The 19,344-nt window shown below is 55.3% G+C and carries 16 protein-coding genes; 1 reads left to right on the top strand and 15 read right to left on the bottom strand.

Annotation, left to right across the window (positions count from 1 at the left end):
- Window positions 1–74: 74 nt before the first annotated feature.
- From rsmB to PUR_RS12205, 10 genes are all read right to left on the bottom strand, one after another.
- Entirely contained in the window at window positions 75–1,490 is a 1,416-nt protein-coding gene (rsmB, locus tag PUR_RS12250) for a 16S rRNA (cytosine(967)-C(5))-methyltransferase RsmB (RefSeq protein WP_179035476.1), read from the bottom strand.
- Window positions 1,487–2,458 (bottom strand): methionyl-tRNA formyltransferase, encoded by a 972-nt coding sequence (fmt, locus tag PUR_RS12245; RefSeq protein WP_179035475.1) that lies wholly within the window; start codon window positions 2,456–2,458, stop codon window positions 1,487–1,489. The genes rsmB and fmt overlap by 4 nt, the downstream gene beginning before the upstream one ends.
- A 5-nt stretch (window positions 2,459–2,463) precedes the next feature.
- On the bottom strand, window positions 2,464–2,949 hold the full coding sequence (gene def / locus PUR_RS12240; protein WP_179035474.1) for a peptide deformylase: 486 nt from the start codon (window positions 2,947–2,949) through the stop codon (window positions 2,464–2,466).
- A gap of 46 nt (window positions 2,950–2,995) precedes the next feature.
- Window positions 2,996–5,545, bottom strand: coding sequence for a primosomal protein N' (gene priA, locus PUR_RS12235; protein WP_179035473.1), 2,550 nt, complete (start codon window positions 5,543–5,545; stop codon window positions 2,996–2,998).
- Complete coding sequence (gene coaBC, locus PUR_RS12230) at window positions 5,545–6,765, bottom strand: bifunctional phosphopantothenoylcysteine decarboxylase/phosphopantothenate--cysteine ligase CoaBC (RefSeq protein WP_179035472.1); 1,221 nt, start codon at window positions 6,763–6,765, stop codon at window positions 5,545–5,547. Before coaBC ends, priA begins: the two co-directional genes overlap by 1 nt.
- Window positions 6,766–7,045: 280 nt before the next feature.
- Window positions 7,046–7,258 carry a DNA-directed RNA polymerase subunit omega gene (gene rpoZ / locus PUR_RS12225; RefSeq protein WP_124694462.1) on the bottom strand — a complete coding sequence of 71 codons (213 nt, stop codon included), beginning with the start codon at window positions 7,256–7,258 and terminating at the stop codon, window positions 7,046–7,048.
- Window positions 7,259–7,312: 54 nt separating this feature from the next.
- On the bottom strand, window positions 7,313–7,882 hold the full coding sequence (gene gmk, locus PUR_RS12220; RefSeq protein ID WP_179035471.1) for a guanylate kinase: 570 nt from the start codon (window positions 7,880–7,882) through the stop codon (window positions 7,313–7,315).
- An 18-nt stretch (window positions 7,883–7,900) separates the two neighbouring features.
- On the bottom strand, window positions 7,901–8,161 hold the full coding sequence (gene remA / locus PUR_RS12215) for an extracellular matrix/biofilm regulator RemA (protein WP_006209218.1): 261 nt from the start codon (window positions 8,159–8,161) through the stop codon (window positions 7,901–7,903).
- A gap of 46 nt (window positions 8,162–8,207) precedes the next feature.
- Window positions 8,208–9,095 carry a YicC/YloC family endoribonuclease gene (locus PUR_RS12210; RefSeq protein WP_179035470.1) on the bottom strand — a complete coding sequence of 296 codons (888 nt, stop codon included), beginning with the start codon at window positions 9,093–9,095 and terminating at the stop codon, window positions 8,208–8,210.
- Between the two features lie 38 nt (window positions 9,096–9,133).
- The gene (locus PUR_RS12205) at window positions 9,134–11,005 is read right to left on the bottom strand and encodes a bifunctional homocysteine S-methyltransferase/methylenetetrahydrofolate reductase (protein ID WP_179035469.1); all 1,872 of its coding nucleotides are present in this window, start codon (window positions 11,003–11,005) and stop codon (window positions 9,134–9,136) included.
- Between the two features lie 159 nt (window positions 11,006–11,164).
- Here PUR_RS12205 and PUR_RS12200 point away from each other — a divergent pair, with 159 nt between their 5' ends.
- Entirely contained in the window at window positions 11,165–11,422 is a 258-nt protein-coding gene (locus PUR_RS12200) for a hypothetical protein (RefSeq protein WP_179035468.1), read from the top strand.
- On the opposite strand, the gene PUR_RS12195 is transcribed toward PUR_RS12200, so the two are convergent.
- The 5 genes from PUR_RS12195 to PUR_RS12175 form a co-directional block, all read right to left on the bottom strand.
- Complete coding sequence (locus PUR_RS12195; RefSeq protein ID WP_179035467.1) at window positions 11,395–12,495, bottom strand: GerAB/ArcD/ProY family transporter; 1,101 nt, start codon at window positions 12,493–12,495, stop codon at window positions 11,395–11,397. The genes PUR_RS12200 and PUR_RS12195 overlap by 28 nt on opposite strands.
- A 15-nt stretch (window positions 12,496–12,510) precedes the next feature.
- Entirely contained in the window at window positions 12,511–13,716 is a 1,206-nt protein-coding gene (locus PUR_RS12190) for a Ger(x)C family spore germination protein (RefSeq protein ID WP_179035466.1), read from the bottom strand.
- A complete protein-coding gene (locus PUR_RS12185) occupies window positions 13,709–15,316 on the bottom strand; it encodes a spore germination protein (protein ID WP_179035465.1) in 1,608 nt (535 codons plus the stop codon). Before PUR_RS12185 ends, PUR_RS12190 begins: the two co-directional genes overlap by 8 nt.
- Window positions 15,317–15,493: 177 nt before the next feature.
- Window positions 15,494–16,330: a diaminopimelate epimerase gene (gene dapF, locus PUR_RS12180; RefSeq protein WP_179035464.1), complete on the bottom strand. Its 837-nt coding sequence runs from the start codon at window positions 16,328–16,330 to the stop codon at window positions 15,494–15,496.
- Between the two features lie 67 nt (window positions 16,331–16,397).
- Window positions 16,398–19,244: a calcium-translocating P-type ATPase, SERCA-type gene (locus PUR_RS12175; RefSeq protein WP_179035463.1), complete on the bottom strand. Its 2,847-nt coding sequence runs from the start codon at window positions 19,242–19,244 to the stop codon at window positions 16,398–16,400.
- Between the last annotated feature and the right edge of the window lie 100 nt (window positions 19,245–19,344).

Genomic DNA, 19,344 nt, shown 5'->3' with positions numbered 1-19,344 from the left:
AATTAGTGGAAATCCCGCTAAACGCAAAAAAATCCTGCGCGGCGGGATTGGCTCGCGCGCAGGATTTAAGAAGATCAAGACAACCGTTGCAGAGCAGCGATATAAAATCCGTCGCTGCCGAAATAGTGAGGAAGAATTTGCATACCAGCAGCATCGGGTGAAAGAAGATTGCCAAGGCGCTCGCCAAGTGGAGTGCCGCGGTCAGCGGCCGCAAACTGCGGATTGCGACGCAGAAAATCGTCGACCGTCTCCTCATTCTCGAAGCTCTCCATCGTGCAGGTGCTGTATACCAGGACGCCGCCCGGTTTCAGAAGCCCTGACACGGATTGGAGAAGTTCTCTTTGCAAAGTGCCTATGCTTGCCACATCTTCAGGCGTCTTGCTCCATTTCAGATCGGGCTTTCTCCGGATCACGCCAAGCCCTGAGCAAGGCGCGTCCAGCAATATCCGGTCAAAGGTCATCGGAGAATAACGCTCCGCCAGAAGCAGGGCGTCCGTGGCAATGGCTTCGACGGATTCCAGACCAAGCCTTCGCGCCTGTTCCCGCACAAGTGAGACTTTGTGCTCATGCAGATCGCTTGCGATTACGGTGCCCCGATCCTTCATCAGTTCCGCCATATGCGACGTCTTCCCTCCCGGCGCCGAACAGCAGTCCAGTACGGTCATTCCCGGCTCAGGCGCCACCGCTTCGGCGACGAGCATCGAACTCTCGTCTTGAATGGACAGAATGCCGTCGCGGTACCAGGATGACAAGGCAAGGTTTCCGCCGCCCTTGACGACAATCCCGTAGGGACTCAGCTGAGAAGGAGCCGCGTCCAGCCCCTGGCTCTGCATCTCCTCAAGCAGCTTGTCCCGTGTCGTCATCGTGGTGTTAACGCGCACGCTGACGGACGGGGGCTCATTATTGGCCCGGCAAATGTCTTCAGCCGTCGCCTGCCCATAGCGCCGCGTCCAAGCCTTAACCATCCACAGGGGATGCGAATGCTCCAGGGCGATGCGCTCTGCATCACCAAGACCGTCCGGCAGCTCCGGAAGCTCTCCGGCCCGCAGCGCGCTGCGGAGGACACCGTTGACCATGCCCGAAATGCCCTGATGTCCCCGTTTCTTGGCCAGATTCACCGCCTCGTTTACAGCGGCATGAGGCGGGATCCGGTCAAGGTAAACAATCTGATACAGGCTCATGCGAAGCAGACAGCGGACCCATGGCTGCAGCTTGTGCGTTCCTTTGCTTACGAAACCGTCCAACATGAAGTCCAGTGTATTCAGACGGGAAATCGTACCGTATACCAGCTCCGTCGCAAGTCCCGAGTCTTCACGGGACAGCCCGGCCTTTTGCAGGCTGGTATTAAGCAGGAGGTTGCTGTATGCCGCTTCCTGCTCGACACGCACCAGCACATCAAGGGCGGTTTCCCTGGCCGTAGCCGGGCGGGAACTGCGGGCCGGCCCTGCGCCTTGGCCGTTGCCGCCTCGGCGGTTTCCGGGCGGCCTCATTCCAGCACCGTGCCGGACTTCATAGTTCCGCCGCGCGCGAAATCAGCCGCGCTCATCGCCTTCTTGCCGGCTGGCTGAACGGTAAGCAGCAGCAGACTTCCGTCGCCGGTCTTCACCTCGACGCCGGCAGTACTTGCAGCCAGCACCGTTCCGGGCACGGTCTCGGCTTCGCCGGAACCTTCTTCCTGGATAACGGCTCCGGACAGGGCTCCCTTGTCGGGATTGGCCGCCGCCCACACTTTGAACGTCTCTCCGTTCCAAAGGGTAAATGCGCCCGAGAAAGGCACCAGGCCGCGGATTCGGTTATAGATATCACGCGATCCCGCGCTCCAGTCGATCCGCTCATCCTCACGGGTCAAATTAGGCGCATAGGTTGCCTGGCTGTCATCCTGAGCTTCCGCCTGGAGGGGTCCCGCGAGCAGACGCGGCATTTGCGCTTTCAGCAAATCCCGGCCGGCGAGACTCAGCTTCTCAAACAGCGTTCCCGATGTATCTTCATCCTCTATTGGGACTTCGACCTTTGCAATCATGTCTCCCGTGTCCAGTCCTTCCGCCATATACATAAGCGTCACACCCGTCACGCTTTCGCCGTTGATAATGCTTCGCTGGATCGGCGCTCCTCCCCGGTACTTGGGCAGAAGCGACCCGTGGACATTTACACAGCCCCGAGCTGGCAAATCCAGCACGGCCTTGGGCAGAATCTGCCCGTAGGCGGCCGTAACGATCAGCTCCGGCTCATAGACGGCAAGCTCCGCCACCGCCTCAGGACGCCGCATTCGTTCAGGCTGAAGAACCGGCAGGCCCAGCGCCTCCGCAGCCGCTTTGACCGGCGAGGGCGTCAGCGTCTTCTTTCTCCCCTGAGGCCGGTCGGGCTGGGTAACGACGGCTGCGACCTCATAGCCCTCATCCACAAGCATTTGAAGGCATGGCACCGCAAAAGCGGGTGTGCCCATGAACACAATTTTCATTTCCTTCACTCCTCGGTCCGGCTGCGTTCCGTATTACTATCGTATACCTTCTCCGCGATATCTGTGAACAGCACGCCGTTCAGGTGATCGACTTCATGCTGGAACGCCCGGGCCAGCAGCCCGCTTCCCGTAATGGTAATCTCATTGCCTTCGCGGTCAAGTCCACGGACGGTTACTGTTTCCGCCCGGCGGACGTCTCCGTTGAGGCCCGGAATGCTGAGGCAGCCTTCAGGACCGAGCTGCTCGCCCTCGGATTTGATGATTTCCGGATTGATCATCTTGATCAAACCATGCTCCTCGTCGGCATCCACCACAATCAGCCGCTTGAGAATGCCCACCTGTGGAGCGGCAAGTCCAACGCCCTCGGCGTCGTACATTGTCTCCGCCATATCGTCCAGAAGCTTTTGAACGTTGGGCGTAATTTTCGTTACCGGTTTTGCTGTCTTGTGCAGCACTTCGTCAGGCTCTTTCACGATTAAACGTATCGCCATTTCGCTAACACCTTCCTGTTTTTGAATATATTATGCCAAAACGGCGCTACATCAGCATTTGGGGGTCGACATCTATACTAATCTGAAGCACCGGGTCGCGCAACGAATCCTCCAATTCCTCCGCCACCTCGCGGGCAAGTCCAATGGCGTCTATGGCTCCCCGCCACTTGACCATGCACTGGAACCGGTATCTCCCCTTAAGCCGGGGAAGCGGGGAAGCTACAGGACCGAGCAGATCGAGCCCGTCTGCCGTCAGCTTGTCCAGACTGCCGAACCACCGGCGCTGTCTTGCCTTACCCTGAATATTCATCGCGTAGTTCTCCGCCATGCGCAGCGCCACTGGCATCTGTTCATGCGACATCGTCACCAGAATCAGCCTGCAGTACGGCGGGTAGTGAAGCACTTTGCGATGCTTCAGTTCTTCCTTTATGAACGAAGCGTAGTCATGCCGGCTGGCATGAATAATGGAATAATGGTCGGGCGTATAGGACTGGACCAGCACCTCTCCCGGAAGTTTATGCCGTCCCGCCCGTCCGGCGACCTGTGTGAGAAGCTGGAAAGTCTTCTCGGCGGCCCGGAAATCCGGAAGGTTCAGCGCTGAATCTGCGGTGATGACGCCAACCAGCGTCACATCGGGAAAATCGAGCCCTTTGGCTACCATTTGCGTGCCCAGCAGCACGTCGGCCTTTTTGTCCCTGAACTGTCCCAGCAGCTTCTCGTGCGAGCCTTTCTCGGTCGTCGTGTCGACATCCATCCGGATGACCCGGATTCCCGGAAACAGCTTGCCCAGTTCCTCTTCCACCCGCTGCGTTCCCGTTCCGAAAAAGCGGATATGCTCGCTGCCGCATTCCGGACAGGTCTCAGGAGCCGGCTCCGCATGACCGCAGTAATGACAGCGCAGATTATTGCTGCGACTGTGGTAAGTCAGTGAAATATCACATTCGGGACAACCGGCGACGTAGCCGCAGCTGCGGCACATCACAAAGGTCGAGAAGCCTCTTCGGTTCAGCAGAAGCACGGTCTGCTCTCCCCGCTCAAGCCTGTTCTGAATCGCCGAGTGAAGCCCCCGGCTGAACATGGAGCGGTTGCCTTCTTTAAGCTCATCGCGCATGTCCACAATTTGGACCGCCGGAAGCTGATTTCCCAGGGCCCGGCTCGGCATCTCCAGCAGGACCGGAGAAAAGTTCTCGTCGCTTTGCGACCGTGAGGCATAATAGCTCTCCAGCGAAGGCGTCGCCGACCCGAGAATGACAGCCGCATCGCCGAGCATCGCCCGGCAGACCGCCACATCGCGCGCATGGTATCTCGGATTCTCTTCCTGCTTGTATGAGGTTTCATGCTCTTCGTCCATAATGATCAGGCCCAGATTGTTAAAAGGGGCGAATACCGCCGAGCGGGCGCCGACCGCAACCGATGCTTTGCCTTCGCGGATCTTGCGCCATTCGTCATACCGCTCTCCGGTGGACAAGCGGCTGTGCATGACCGCAACTCCGCTGCCGAATCTGCCTTTGAAACGTTCCACCATCTGCGGAGTCAGCGAGATTTCGGGAACGAGGACAACGGCCTGACGGCCCTGGTCAACACATCGCTGAATGCACTGCAGGTAAATTTCCGTCTTTCCGCTGCCCGTTACGCCGTGCAGCAGAAAGACTTCATGCCGCTGACGGTCGACGGCGCCGACAATCCGACCAAAAACCGCTTGCTGCTCGGAGGTCAGCGGAAGCGGATCGCTCGGCTTGAAGTCTCTCCCTCGATATGGATCGCGGTAGACCTCCACCTCGGTAATCTCGATCAGCCCTTTGTCTTCCAGTCCCTTTACGGTGCCGGCCGTCACCTGAAGCGCGGACAGTACATCCTTAAGCGGCATCGGGAGCACCGCCTCCATATCGATCAGAAACGACAGCACTTCCTTTTGGCGGGCGGATCTGGCGGGAAGCTTGCTCAGCGCTTCACGCGCGGATTCCGGCTCCATTGTCAGATCAACCGCTTTGAGCTTCTTTTTGCCCATTTTATCCTTGATCGACTGGCTTTCCCTCAGCACGCCCCGCCGCAGCATGAATTTGATCGTCTCCGCCCCGTCCGGAAAGGCACGGGTCAATTGCTTCATCGACACCTCGCCTCCGCGGCGCACGAAGTCGGCAATCTCTCTTTCCTCCCTGCCGGTATCGGGAAAGCCCGGAAACCATTCTTCATCGGGGAACAGCGTGCCCTCTTCATACGCCGGTTCCGGCTCGGTGTCGCCAAGCGAAATAAGCCGTTCGGCTTTGCCCTTAAGCGCCGTCGGCAGCATCGCCTGCAGCGCCGAAATTCGGCGGCAGGCATAACGCTCGCTCATCCAGTCCGCCAGCTCCACAAGTTCAGGCGAGAGCGGCGGAACGAGATCGAGCACCTCCTGTATCGGCTTGATTCCCTGAATCGCCCGTATATCGCCGTATTCCAGAGATACGACAAAGCCCTGCACCGTTCGGTGCCCGAATGGAACAGCCACCCGGCTGCCTACCTCGATCCATACTTTAAAAGACTCGGGAATCGAATAATCAAAGGTTCGGTCGGTGCTTCGAACGGGAACATCGACGATAACCTTGGCGATATCCATTACAGGCCTTCTTCCGGCAGCCGATCCGCTGCGACAGCGAGCAGCCGGCGGGCCACCTCGTCCTTCGAAAGCAGCGGCAGTTCCTCCACAAGACCTTTTCGATCATAAATCGAGACAATGTTCGTATCAACTCCGAACCCCGCTCCCGGTACGCCCACATCGTTGGCGACGATCAGATCGAGGTTTTTGCGGGCCAGCTTGTCCTTGGCGTACATTTCCGCATTCCCGGTCTCGGCTGCAAAACCGATCAAAAGCTGATGATTTTTTCGATGCCCCAGCGTTTCCAGAATATCGACGGTTTTCACAAGCTCCAGCGTCATCGTGTCGCCGGATTTCTTGATCTTCGTATCCGCTCTTTCTTTCGGACGGTAGTCCGAGACGGCGGCAGCCTTGATAAGGATATCGCAATCCTCCCAGACAGCCGATACGGCGCCATACATCTCGTCGGCGGACTGAACGCGCACAACGTTAATATCCTGCGGCGGCCGTTCATCCGTCCGTGCGGCGACAAGCGTAACATCAGCCCCCATATCCCTGGCTGCGCGAGCCAGCGCAAAGCCCATTTTGCCGGATGAATCATTGGAGATATAGCGGACGGGGTCGATCCGTTCCACCGTGCCGCCGGCGGTAATCACGACCTTTTTGCCGGTCAGCTTGCGGTTCTCAGACTTCGGGTTCTGCTCAAAAAAAGCCTCCACGCAGCTTACAATCGTCTCCGGTTCCTCCATGCGACCTTTGCCGACGTAGCCGCAGGCCAGCAGTCCCTCTCCGGGTTCAATGAACCGGATTCCGCGTTCCGCAAGAATATTGAGATTGTTCAGCACGGCGGGATGCTGATACATATGCACGTTCATAGCCGGGGCGACCATTACGGGCGCAGTCGCCGCCAGAAGTACGGTCGAGAGCATATCGTCGGCAAGGCCGTGGGCCATTTTGGCGATAATATTTGCGGTGGCCGGCGCTATCAGCACAAGATCGGCCGAATCAGCCAAATCGATATGCGAGATGGAAGACGGGTCCCGCTCCTGAAAGGTATCGCTGTATACTCTCTGTTTGGACAATGACTGCAAGGTCAGCTCCGTAATGAACTGTTTGGCCGAAGCTGTCATAACCACATGCACCTTGGCCCCCTTTTGTACAAGCTTGCTGCACAGGGAAGCCGCCTTATATGCAGCGATCCCCCCCGTTATGCCAAGCAATATCGTCTTGCCTTTCAACATACTCTTACCCCCTGCTCCCCGTGTCAACGGAAAGAATCCGTCCCGGAAGATAACAGCTGCTTCTTTCAGGAGCAACCATTTCCCTCGGACATTAAGACTTCCTATACACATAAATTATTAAAAAAATAACAACCTTCCGGTTGTCAGGAACAGCCCCATCCGGGCTATGAAAGAAATGCGGATTGTTCAGCACGAAGGCGCCGCAATCGGCGCCCGCAGTCCTCTCTATAAAAGGCTGCAGGCGCCAACTGTCATTAAAAGCACCCTATTGCTTGATCATTTATTCGGAGGTTTTGTCATCCACCCGGGTTACCGTGATGTAATCCTTGTATATTTCTTCAAGCGCAACCCCGACTTGCTTATGGGCTCTCGGAGACTTCAGTTCGGAGTGGCTTCCTTCACGAAGCTGTCTTGCCCGGCGGGCAGCGGCGACAACAAGCGAGTATTTGCTGTCGACTTTGTTCATCATTTCATCGATCGATGGATATAGCACAGGTACACCTCTTCAATTAAATTTATACAATAAGAAACAGCGGTGCCGTACAAACTATCTTATTTTACAATGTTCGGCAATAATAATGCTTTCTATTCGTTCGCACGCAAGATCGATTTCATCGTTAACCACTGCGTAATCGTAATGGCGCATCAGGCTGATTTCGTCTTCCGCGACCGTCATACGGTGATTGATAATGTCATCATGCTCCGTTCCGCGTCCGCGAATACGGTCTTTCAGCTCATCCATAGACGGCGGCAGCAGAAAAACAAAGATTCCTTCGGGAAACTTCTCCTTAACTTTAAGCGCGCCCTGCACTTCGATTTCAAGGATGATGTCCCTGCCGCTATCCAGCGTCCGTTCCACAAAATCGCGCGGAGTTCCGTAATAATTTCCCACGTATTCCGCGTATTCAAGCAGCTCATCGGCCTCAATCATCTGAAGAAACTGCTCCCGGGATTTGAAAAAATAATTGACTCCGTCCTGTTCGCCCTCGCGGGGACTCCGCGTGGTCGCCGATACGGAATAGATGAGCTCCGGTATTTTCGGCCTCAGTGCGGTGCATACCGTTCCTTTACCGACTCCGGAAGGTCCGGACAACACGATCAGCAATCCTTTTGACATAGTACACTCCATTAATCGTTATTCGTCGTTATCGTCATCTTTACTGGACAGTCTATGCGCCACGGTCTCCGGTTGAACCGCCGACAGTATGACATGGTCGCTGTCCGTAATGATAACGGCACGGGTACGTCTTCCATAGGTCGCGTCGATCAGCATATGCCGGTCTCTCGCTTCCTGGATAATCCGCTTAATCGGAGCCGACTCCGGGCTGACTATGGAAATGATTCGATTGGCCGATACTATATTTCCAAAGCCGATGTTGATGAGTTTGATTGCCATGTTCCGGTTGTTCCCCCCATAAGTTACATCTTCGCTTGCCCTGTCGCTACTCCAAATTGGCAGCCTGCTCGCGAATCTTCTCCAGCTCCGCCTTCATCTCCAGAACGCAGTTGCCAATTCCCAAATGGTTGCACTTGGAGCCAATTGTATTCGTTTCCCGGTTCATCTCCTGAATGAGAAAATCCAGCTTCCGGCCAATCGGCTCGCCGCCGCCCAAAAGAATCCTGCACTGCTCAAAGTGGCTTCGCAAACGTGTCAGCTCTTCTTCAATGCTGGAGCGGTCGGCGAAAATAGCCACTTCCATTCCGAATTTCTGTTCGTCAAAAGGAAACGTTCCGTCTTGAAGATCTTCCAGGCGCTGACGAAGCTTGTCTCTGTACTCCATCACGACAACCGGTGCCAGCCCGCTCATTTCGTTATGCAGCTCTTCAAGTCTGCCCACGCGCTCCGCGATGTCGGCCGCCAGAAAACGCCCTTCGCGGGCACGCATTTCCACCAAGGCCCTAACGCTCTCCTCCAGCCCGCTTACAAGCAGCTCCAGAAAAGAATCGCCGTTCTCCGGTAATGCCGGCTGACTGTCGCTCTCCATTACTCCCGGCAGGTTCAGCATGCCCAGCAGGTCAAGCTCTCCGTTCATTCCGAATTCCTTCTTCAGCGCTTCCGCCGCGGCCAGATAAGATTTCACAGCCGTGCGGTTCAGAACCGGACCGCCAGCGTTCTCTTCGTGCTCCCTGTTAATGAAGACGTCAATCCGGCCGCGTCTGATGTATTGCTGGACCTTTCTTCGCAGCGCATCCTCAAACCCGTTCCACTCCCGAGGCATCCTGAGCACAATCTCGCAGAAACGGTGATTCACCGATTTGACTTCGAAAACGATCTTGCTGCCGCCAAAATGCCTGGACGATTGACCGTATCCGGTCATGCTAAATGACATCGGCATCACATCCGTTACACTATTGTAATTGATTCTCTCTAGCGAAACAAGGGGGATAATTGGCGTCCCGATTTCGCCCATACATGGTTCAGAAGCTGAGCGCTCATGTCGTAGAACATGAACGGAGTCATCAAATAAATTCCGTTAAAGCGTTCCGTGGCCGCATCAAGCAGCTCCTTCGCAATAGCGACCCCCTCTGCCCGTCCCACTTCGCCTTGCAGCCCTTTCATCCGTCCCAGGACCTCTTCCGAGAGCTGAATTCCTGGCACTTCATTATGAAGATACTCGGCGTTGCGTCCGCTCGCAAGGGGCATAATGCCGATAAATATAGGGATGTTCAGGTGAGCCGTCGCATCAGCGATCTTATGAATCAGTTCCCTGTCGTATACCGGCTGGGTCATAATATAGTCGGCTCCGAAAGCGATCTTTTTCTCCAGACGCTCAACCGCCTTGCCCAAATGCTTGACATTCGGATTGAACGCCGCTCCGATGATAAAGTTGGCTTTCTGCTTAAGCGGCTTGCCGGAGAAGGCAATGCCGTCATTCAGCTGCTTGATCATCCGTATTATCTCGAATGACGTTAGATCGTAAACCGAGCTTGAACCCGGGAGATCGCCGAACCGGGCCGGATCGCCCGTCACGGCCAGCACATGGTCGATATCAAGCGCATCGAGACCCATCAGGTGTGACTGTGTTCCGATCAGGTTACGGTCCCTGCAGGCAATATGCACGAGCGGACGCAGGCCCGTCCTCTGCTGAACCAGAGAACCGAGCGCCATATTGCTCATGCGGCATACGGCCAGCGAATTGTCGGCGAGCGTCAGCGCGTCCGCTCCTGCGCGGCGCAGCGCCTCCGCTCCCGCCATAAACTTTGAGATATCAAGATCCCGCGGCGGGTCCAGCTCAACGATTACGGCATGGCGTTCCTTGACGATATCAATAAGGTTCGGTTCTCTGCCGTCTGCCGCCGAATCGTCTGCAAGGCTCTCCTGCAAGCGGACGCTAATCTTCTCTTTAGGCGCCGGCCCCGGCAGCGGAAGAGGCTCATATCCTTTCAGCGCCGCCGAGATTTCGGCGATATGATGAGGCGTCGTTCCGCAGCAGCCGCCGATAATCCGGCTTCCCATGTCGGCAAAGTCTCTAGCCATCTGGCCGAAATATTCAGGCGAAGCGCCGTACTTGTAATGGCCGTCCACGTAATCGGCCAGTCCCGCGTTCGGATATACCGACACAGGCAGCGTCAGGCTGCCCTGGAGGGTGCCGAGCGCTCTTTTGATGCCGATTGGACCGGTACGGCAGTTAAAGCCGATAATATCCGCGCCGTCCTCTTCCAGAATGCGGAATGCCTCCGGAAGCGTCAGCCCGTCCATTGTCATCGCCGTTTCGTCGACAGCAAACTGGCAGATGACGGGCAGATTGCTTAGCTTGCGCGCGGTTCTGAGCGCAAGATGCAGTTCCTCAAGGTCGTAGAACGTTTCCAGAATGATGCCGTCCACATCTTCTTCCAGCATTGCTCCGATCTGCTGACCGAAATATTTTTTGAGCTCGGAGGCCGACAGGCTGGCGCGCTTACCGGCACGGATCGAGCCTACGGCGCCCACGACATATCCGCCGCTGCCGGCGGCTTGTCTGGCAATCCGAATGCCTGCGCGGTTAATCTCCTCCACTTTGGATTCCAGACCGAACTTGGACAGCTTATCGTAATTGGCCGAATACGTATTGCTCTCCAGCAGTTCCGCACCCGCCTCAATATAACTGCGGTGTACCTCTTCAATAACCTCGGGCGAGGTCAGATTCAATTCTTCATAAGATATGCCGACAGGAAACCCTTTCTGATATAAAAAGGTTCCCATCGCCCCATCGCCGACCAGCACCTTGCTCGCCCAGGCAGACCGCAAATCCGGCTTCACAGAGCAGCCCCTCCCCTGACATTAGTTTCATACTAATGTAACATAAATCGTGAGGAAAGATAAGCTTTCCATCCAAACGCATCTGCAAGATTCGACACAAAGCGCATGACGAAAGGCTTCCCGCCCCATAATAACGGATAAGGAAAAGGAGCTGAAACCGTGAAAAAACGAATAAGAAAGATGCTGCTGAAGAAATACGTCGCGATTGTACTGTTTGGCACCCTCACCATTTTGTTGTTGTATTTTGTGGACTTGATGTTCGGGTACGGCCTTACCAATATTTACACCCTGTTCCCTTTCATTATTAATACCCAAGCCGAAAAAATACTGATGATTACCCTGGCCGCAAGCCTTTTTATTCCGGATCTTATCCATTGGATTACCGGGCGTCAGCCCGGGCGGGAACCCGAACGATAATTCCTAAAGGCGGCGACAATGATCAGGATGGTCGGAATGACAATAGTAAAGACGGGATATATGAAGGTAAGCATTTCCCCGCCTTCCTCCAGATGCTCCACAAAACTGCGCGCGTCCAGCATACCGGAGAATAAAATAATGATCGCAGAAGGAATAATCATTGTCCGGTAAGGGAGATTGAACAGATCCGAGATGGCGATCACCGCCGCACCGTAGTAAACGGCTACTTTGAAAAAAACGCCGATAATCAGCAGCATTACCACCAAAACGTCCAATCGCTGGATAAAATCGGACAACGCCGCTTTACTTACGGTGGATAGCAGAGGAAACGGAGAACGCTCCACCATGTCGCTGCCCAGCACTGTAATATTGACTAGTGCCGTGTAGCTGATAATCAATCCGGCTGCCAGGATTGCGGAAGGCACAACCCAAACCGCTCTTTTTTTGTCGCCGATATAAGGCATCAGCATCATGAAACAGAAGACTTCGCCGAACGGAAACATATAATTCGAACGGATCACCGAAAGGGCCACCGGTTTGATTCCATCCCCCAGCATCGGCTGCAAGCGCGACCATTCCATTTCCCCCGAAAAAAGCATTAGCAGCGTAATAACCCCGCCGATCATCAGCACACCGATCATAATAATAAACGAGGTCCGGGCCAGCACCTCCAATCCTTTATGCAACACGTATCCGCAAGACAAAATCATCATCGCGGCAACGATAATGATCGGCGTTCGGTTCAAGGCGGCCATGACCAGCAGAGCGCTGCCATCCCGCAAATCACGGCCGGCTCCATTCAAAAAGATAACCGCATAAAGAATGACCACGAACGCCCCAAGCGGTTTGCCGAGAATCGCCCGCACATAGCCGGATAACGGCAGATCGGGATACAGCTTGAACAGATAATTGTAACCGGTATAGATGAGCATACCAACCAAGCAGCCCAGGAAGATGGCTATCCAGGCGTCTCTGCCGGCTTCCATTCCAACATTAACCACCAGAGCCGTCCCCAATTCAAACATGAGAACAAGCGAAAAAAAATGTATGGATCCTATTCTGATCTCCCGCATGAAATCCCTCCTTTCCTATTCCTTTCCCTCTCCTGACGATCGCAAGGAACGGGTCCTCATCTCGGTATGACGGATAATGGTGTTCACCTTGATACGCACTTCGCAGCGGGGAAAGATGGAATCCCAGCGATCCTTCACCCGTTTCCAGCCTTTCGGATTATCCCGATTCATCGTCTCATTGAACCGGATATAATCGCTGTTAAGACGCATGGCCTCTTTGACGGCGGTATCAATTTCCTTCTTTGTTTCTTCACTCAGAAGCTTTTCCCAGTTTCTCAGTACAGAAGACTTGGAAATATCCAGAGAACCGTTGTATTCTTTCAAGGCGGCTTGCTGTCGGGTGCTGATGAAGATAACTGGATGCTCCGGATCTTTCGCATTGGCTGTGACCGAGGTATGCACCTTGAACATACTGAAGGTGGCGGATTCGTTTTTCCCAAAATCAAGTAATAACGGATATTCTTTCTGCTTGTTATGGATCAGGCTCAGGCCTATTCCCGCCGTTCCATCTTGAAAAGCCATCAGCTTATCCTGCTTGAATACGGCAAGTCCGGCGTTTTTCAAGATAGCCTTCGGCTTTATGCCCTCCACATTTGTCTTCGTTCCCCCCGCTTCCAGATCGCCCTTGACAATCACGCCGTTGATAATCGCCCCTCCCTCTTTAGCCAAAATCCCGCGGATCACATCATCCACCTCAATTCGGAAATTGTAACCGAATGAGCGGTTTCCCGTTTCCAGCTTCTGTACAAGGTCGTTGGCAGGAATTCTGCCGAATACCGTCATCACGGAAAGGATGTCTTCCGCCGGCTGTCCTCTGGACACAAAGACCAAGGTGCTGAGCCGCATTTCGGATTCCCGTTCAAAAATATCCATGAGATCCCGGATCCCTTCACGGGCGAGCTCTTCGGATATGATGATCACCTTCGAATGGCCCAGAGAGAGAATTCGCGCGGATTGCCGGGAAGCGTTGCCGAGCGCCTCATAAATGGAACGGCCGCTCCCTTTGTATAAGGCGACAGGGGAGTTCCCCCTACTGTTTTTCCCGGTTATTTCATCCGCCACGACGACTTGGAAGGACACGCTGTATCTCTTGTCCTCCGTCGGCCCCTTATCGATAGATACGCCTGAAACAATAGCCCTTCGGTTCAGTTCAATGCTGTCCCAGCAGCCAGTCTGGAAAAGAAGAAGACCCATCATGAGCAGTTTCCATAATTTAAGCACCTGTCCGTCCATCCTTCCCGGAATCGGATGTCTTATTATCCTTGCCTGACTCATCGTTGTCGTTCATTTGCCCCAGCTTGTCAGGTCTAAGATTAATCAAAAACGTAGGCACTCTCAATATCGTATCCTTTTGCCCTCTTATGGAAAACGGGCTGAGCGGTGCCAGATAGGGAGTGCCAAAAGATTGGAGGCTGTTGATATGCGCAATCAATACGATCAGTCCCAGCGTAATGCCGTAGAATCCAAACATCGATGCGGCTATCAAAAATCCAAAACGGATAATTCGCCCTGCGACGGCGAAATTGTAGGAGGGAATGGCAAAGCTGGCAATACCGGTCAACGCAACCACAATGACCATAACCGGCGTAATAATACCTGCTTCCACGACCGCGGTTCCCAGAATCAAGGCGCCGACAACCGACACTGTCTGTCCTACCGCTCTCGGCATCCGGACGCCGGCCTCCCTCAGGATTTCGAACGCGGCCTCCATAATCATCGCTTCGATCGCGGCCGGAAAAGGAACGTTCTCCCGCTGGGCCAGCAGGCTGATCAGCATGGGCGTCGGTACCATTTCGTAATGGAAGGTGGTCAGCGCAATAAAGACGGAAGGGCCAAGAAGTAGAATGATCAGGCTTGTATAACGCACCAAACGCATTAGGGTGGCACTGTCAAATCGCTGGCTGTAATCATCGGTCGATTGAAGGAACTGCGCCAGTACCGTCGGCACGACAAGCACAAAAGGCGTACCGTCAACAATCAGAACAATTCGACCTTCCAGCAAATTGGCCGCCGCCACATCCGGACGCTCCGTATTATAGACCGTTGGAAATGGGGTAAACACTTTATCCTGAATGAGCTGCTCAATATAACTTGATTCCAGAACCGCTTCAATGTTGATCTTTTCCAGGCGCATTTTGACTTGGTCAAGGACTCTCTTTTCCGCCCTGTCTTTCATATATAAAAGGGCTACATCCGTGTTCGTCACCGTGCCGAATTTCATAAATTCAACCCAAAGCTTCGGTGATTTGATCCGTCTTCGGATCAGCGCAATATTTGTAATGATCGACTCGACAAAAGCGTCTTTTGGTCCCCGTATCACAATTTGGGAGGAAGGCTCCGCAACAGTCCGCCATTCTCCCCCTTTCGTTCCTCCCACGATAGCCTTGCTGCAGCCGTCTACCAAAATGATGGTGTTGCCCGACAGAAGGGAGAGCATCATTTCGTTCCATTTGTCTTCGACCGTGGTTTCGCCTAGCTCCAGCGCCCTGTCCAGTATGAGCTGAAGCCTTTCCTGCGGCACCCGTGGCATTTCCTCTGCAGTATTATCGGCGGAATTTCCCAATAATGCTCCCATCACGAATTCATCAACGGCTACGGCATTGACCAATCCGTCCATAAAAACGGCGGCCACCCAGACCGGTTCAGCCGAACCGATCTGAAATTTCCGTATTTTCAGATCGGGACTGGAACCGAGCTCGCGCTTGATGGTGCCGAGCGTCTGCTCAAGATTATTTGTAAGGGCAGGGACAGCCCCGTTTCCGGTTCCGGCCGCCGAAACTCCGGCAGGCGCTCCCTTACTGCTTGGTCCGTTTTTTTTCATCCGCCCTCGCCTCGATTCAAACTTCTTTCTTCCATTATTTACGACTTCCGCGTTTGTTATTCGCCTGAACCCAAGGTGTATGCATTAGTGAAACAGGCGTTTATAAAAAGGAAAAAGGCCAACCAGCAATCTCTGGTTGACCTATTATCATAACTTTTGTTCTTGGCGGAATATAGCTTATATGGATACGGACCCTTTAAATACCGCTTCGGCCGGTCCTGTCATATATACATGATTATCTTCTTCGTTCCATTCAATGTACAGGTCTCCGCCCTTCAGGCTTACCCACGCCGCCCGGTCGCTCACTCCGTTAAGAACGGAGGAGACGAGCGTAGCGCAAGCGCCGGTTCCGCAGGCGAGTGTCGGTCCGGCTCCCCGTTCCCATACCCGCATGTCGATGCGTCCGCGGTCTTTCACGGTGGCGAATTCGACATTCACCTTACGCGGGAACAAAGGATGAACTTCAAGCTTTGGTCCCCAGGTCGTCAGATCGAAGGAAACGGCGTCGTCCACATATATAACGCAGTGCGGGTTGCCCATCGACACGGCTGTAAATGTAAATTCCTTCCCGTCCGTCTCAATCGGGCGGCCCAGCACCGGCTCAGCCTCGATATCTACGGGAATTTGCGGTCCCGACAGAATGGGCTCGCCCATATCGACCGTTACCGTCTCCACTTGCCCGTCCTTCACCTGCAGCTTCACTTTCTGTTCACCCGCGCCGATCGTTTCAATGACGATTTGCTCCGACTGCACATGTCCGTGATCATATACATATTTCGCCACACAGCGAATGGCATTGCCGCACTGCTCCGCTTCGGAACCGTCGGAATTCATAATCCGCATCATGTAATCGCCACGTTCCGAGGGCAGAATATATACGAGTCCGTCAGCTCCTATGCCGAAGAACCGATTGCATAATTTGACGGCCAGTTCTGGCGCGTTGCCTGGCAGCGACTGCTCGCCAAATACGACGATGAAGTCATTGCCGAGTCCGTGCATTTTGGTAAATTCCATAGCTTCGTCCACTCCTTCGGTTAATTGCAACAAGCATACCGCAAGAGGTCAGGCAAAGCTATTGATTTTATGCCGAAATTTTTGTACTTTTCGGCATGCTCCGTCCGCCGCCGACGCCCCCTGCACGGAGACGCTTCCGGCTGTGCTTCCCGCCCCAGACGCTGGCTGCGCCCATCAGGAAGGTTGGAATACCGGAGGCAACGAGGCACAGCGACCAGTCTCTAAAGCCAAGCGGTACGGTCTTGAAAACAGGCTGCAGCGCGGGGATGTACATTACCGCCAGCATCAGCAGCACGGACGAGAGTACCGCGAGCACAAGATATTTGTTCTGGAACGGGTTCCGGTGAAACACGGACCGGGAGCTCCGGCAGTCGAACACATGAAAGAGCTGGGCCATAACGAGGGTGGCGAACGCCACCGATTGCGCCTGGATAAGCCGGGCCGGATCTTGCGGGGCGACGCGAAGCGTCAGCCAGAAGGCGGCGAGCGTACAGAGGCCGATCAGAATGCCTCGGCTGACAATCTTCCAGCCGAGCCTGCGGGCAAAGATGTTTTCTTTGGCGCCGCGCGGCTTGTGTTCCATTAAATCTTTCTCGGGCTGGTCGACGCCAAGCGCCATTGCCGGCAGACCGTCCGTAACCAGGTTGACCCACAATATCTGAATAGGCACGAGCGGAAGCGGCAGACCTAGCATCATGGCAAAGAACATTGTCAGAATCTCGCCGACATTCGATGCAAGCAAGTACCGGATGAATTTGCGGATATTCTCATAGATGCTCCGGCCCTCTTCGATCGCCGCCACAATCGTGGAGAAATTGTCGTCACCCAGGATGAGCGCCGACGCTTCCTTGGTCACATCGGTGCCCGTAATGCCCATGGCGATGCCGATGTCAGCCGCCTTGATTGCCGGAGCGTCGTTGACCCCGTCGCCTGTCATGGCGACTACATGGCCGTGCCGCTGCAGCGACTTCACGATGCGCAGCTTGTGCTCGGGCGAGACGCGGGCATAGACGTACACGCTGTCCGACAATTTGTCGAGCGCGTCGTCGTCCATCCGCGACAGCTGGCTGCCCGTCAGCACCTTGCCGCCGCGCTGGAGAATGCCGAGCTGATGGGCGATCGCCTCGGCGGTCGTGCCGTGGTCGCCGGTAATCATCACCGTCTTGATGCCTGCCCGGCGGGTGACGCTGATCGCGTCCCGCACCTCCCGGCGCGGCGGGTCGATCATGCCGGCGAGACCTGCGAAGATCAGTTGGCCTTCGGCCTCCTTCTCGGAATCGGCATGTTCGTTCGGCCGCAGCTCACGGTAAGCCAGACCGAGGACGCGGAGCGCGTCCGACGCCATCGCTTCGTTAGCGTCAAGCGCTTTTTGCCGCAAGGTCGGCGTACACGGAACAACCTGCCCCTCCCACATCATATAAGAGCAGCGGCTCAGCAGCACATCGGGCGCCCCCTTCGTGCACACCATGCGGCCTCCGGGATGGCTCACGATAACCGACATTAGCTTGCGTTCGGAATCGAAGGGAAACTCCTTCTCTCTGGAGAAGGTTACGGCTAGCGCCGAGGCGGTTAGCCCCATCTTCGCGGACAGCGCCACGAGTGCGCCTTCCGTCGGATCGCCCTTAAGCTCCCATACCTTGGCTGCTGCGGACGGCGACGTTTCTCCGTCACCGCCTTTCACCTTGCCTTTTCCTTTGCGTTTGGCCTTTGCTTCCTCGGGAACCGTCTCGTAAATCTCGGCGTTGTTGCACAGTGCGCCAATTTGCAGCAGCCGCCGCAGGCTCTGATCGTTCTTCAATTCGGCAGGCTTGCCCTTGAGCAGCACCGCTCCCTCCGGAGCGTACCCTTCGCCAGTGACCTCAAGACTGCGTCCTCCGTTCCAGACACGGGTGACGGTCATTTTATTCTGCGTCAGCGTTCCGGTCTTGTCGGAACAGATGACGGAAGCGCAGCCCAGCGTCTCGACTGAAGGCAGCTTGCGGACGATAGCCTTGCGCTTGATCATCCGCTGTACGCCAAGCGCCAGCGCGATGGTGACAATTGCGGGCAGACCCTCGGGAATCGCGGCAACCGCCAGGCTGACCCCGGCCAGGAACATCGAAACCGCGGGCTGTCCGTGCAAAATACCTGCAAGCACCACAACAACGGTCAATGCGAGCGACACGTAAATCAGAATTTTACCGAGCTGCTCCAGCCGCCGCTGGAGCGGCGTTTCCTGGGCGTCGGTGCTCTGGATCAAATCGGCGATCTTGCCCATTTCCGTGCCCATTCCTGTCCGGACGACGATTGCCTTGCCCGTTCCCCGGGTGACCATAGTGCCCATGAAGCCGATATTCTTCTGGTCTCCCAGGGGAACCTCCTCGTCGTGAATCGGCTCTGAGTGTTTGGACACCGGCAGCGATTCACCGGTCAGCGCCGATTCCTCGCAGTACAGGGAGCTGCATTTCAGCCAGCGGACATCGGCTGGAACCCGGTCACCGCTCTCCAGCAGGACGATGTCGCCCGGAACGAGCAGCTTCGCCGGGATATGTTGGACGGTTCCGTCCCGCAGCGCTTTGGCCGACGGCGCAGACAGCTGCTTCAGCGCCCGCAGCGAGCGCTCCGCCCGAAACTCCTGAACGAATCCGAGGAGCCCGTTCAGGGCGATGATGGCGACAATCGTGATCGCATCCAGGTATTCACCCAGCAGCCCCGATACAAGCGTCGCCCCCATAAGCACGAGGACCATGAAGTCCTTGAACTGATTCAGCAGCAGCGTCAGCGGGGATACTTTCTTCCCCTCCGAAAGCTCGTTCAGGCCGTTCTCCCTGCGTCTTGCTTCAGCCTCCTCATCGCCAAGGCCCCGCTGCGGCGAAACAGCGAATGTTTTCTGCAGTTCATCACTGCTGAGCCTGTGCCAACTTTTTTGTTCCATGACTCTCCATTCCCCTCCCGGTCGTTTCTTGACTTCCGGCGGCGTTAACGCTTTTCCACCCGTTCATGACCAATGTATTCGGGGTCGTCCCGAATTATCA

The organism is Paenibacillus sp. URB8-2, assembly GCF_013393385.1.
Classification (GTDB): Bacteria; Bacillota; Bacilli; order Paenibacillales; family Paenibacillaceae; genus Paenibacillus_AQ.
This window is presented reverse-complemented; position numbering and strand designations above follow the sequence as displayed.

Coding starts and splice junctions, on each gene's coding strand:
- rsmB (WP_179035476.1), bottom strand. CDS start 1,490: ATGAGGCCGCCCGGAAACCGCCGAGGCGGCAACGGCCAAGGCGCAGGG.
- fmt (WP_179035475.1), bottom strand. CDS start 2,458: ATGAAAATTGTGTTCATGGGCACACCCGCTTTTGCGGTGCCATGCCTT.
- def (WP_179035474.1), bottom strand. CDS start 2,949: ATGGCGATACGTTTAATCGTGAAAGAGCCTGACGAAGTGCTGCACAAG.
- priA (WP_179035473.1), bottom strand. CDS start 5,545: ATGGATATCGCCAAGGTTATCGTCGATGTTCCCGTTCGAAGCACCGAC.
- coaBC (WP_179035472.1), bottom strand. CDS start 6,765: ATGTTGAAAGGCAAGACGATATTGCTTGGCATAACGGGGGGGATCGCT.
- gmk (WP_179035471.1), bottom strand. CDS start 7,882: ATGTCAAAAGGATTGCTGATCGTGTTGTCCGGACCTTCCGGAGTCGGT.
- remA (WP_006209218.1), bottom strand. CDS start 8,161: ATGGCAATCAAACTCATCAACATCGGCTTTGGAAATATAGTATCGGCC.
- PUR_RS12210 (WP_179035470.1), bottom strand. CDS start 9,095: ATGTCATTTAGCATGACCGGATACGGTCAATCGTCCAGGCATTTTGGC.
- PUR_RS12195 (WP_179035467.1), bottom strand. CDS start 12,495: ATGCGGGAGATCAGAATAGGATCCATACATTTTTTTTCGCTTGTTCTC.
- PUR_RS12185 (WP_179035465.1), bottom strand. CDS start 15,316: ATGAAAAAAAACGGACCAAGCAGTAAGGGAGCGCCTGCCGGAGTTTCG.
- dapF (WP_179035464.1), bottom strand. CDS start 16,330: ATGGAATTTACCAAAATGCACGGACTCGGCAATGACTTCATCGTCGTA.
- PUR_RS12175 (WP_179035463.1), bottom strand. CDS start 19,244: ATGGAACAAAAAAGTTGGCACAGGCTCAGCAGTGATGAACTGCAGAAA.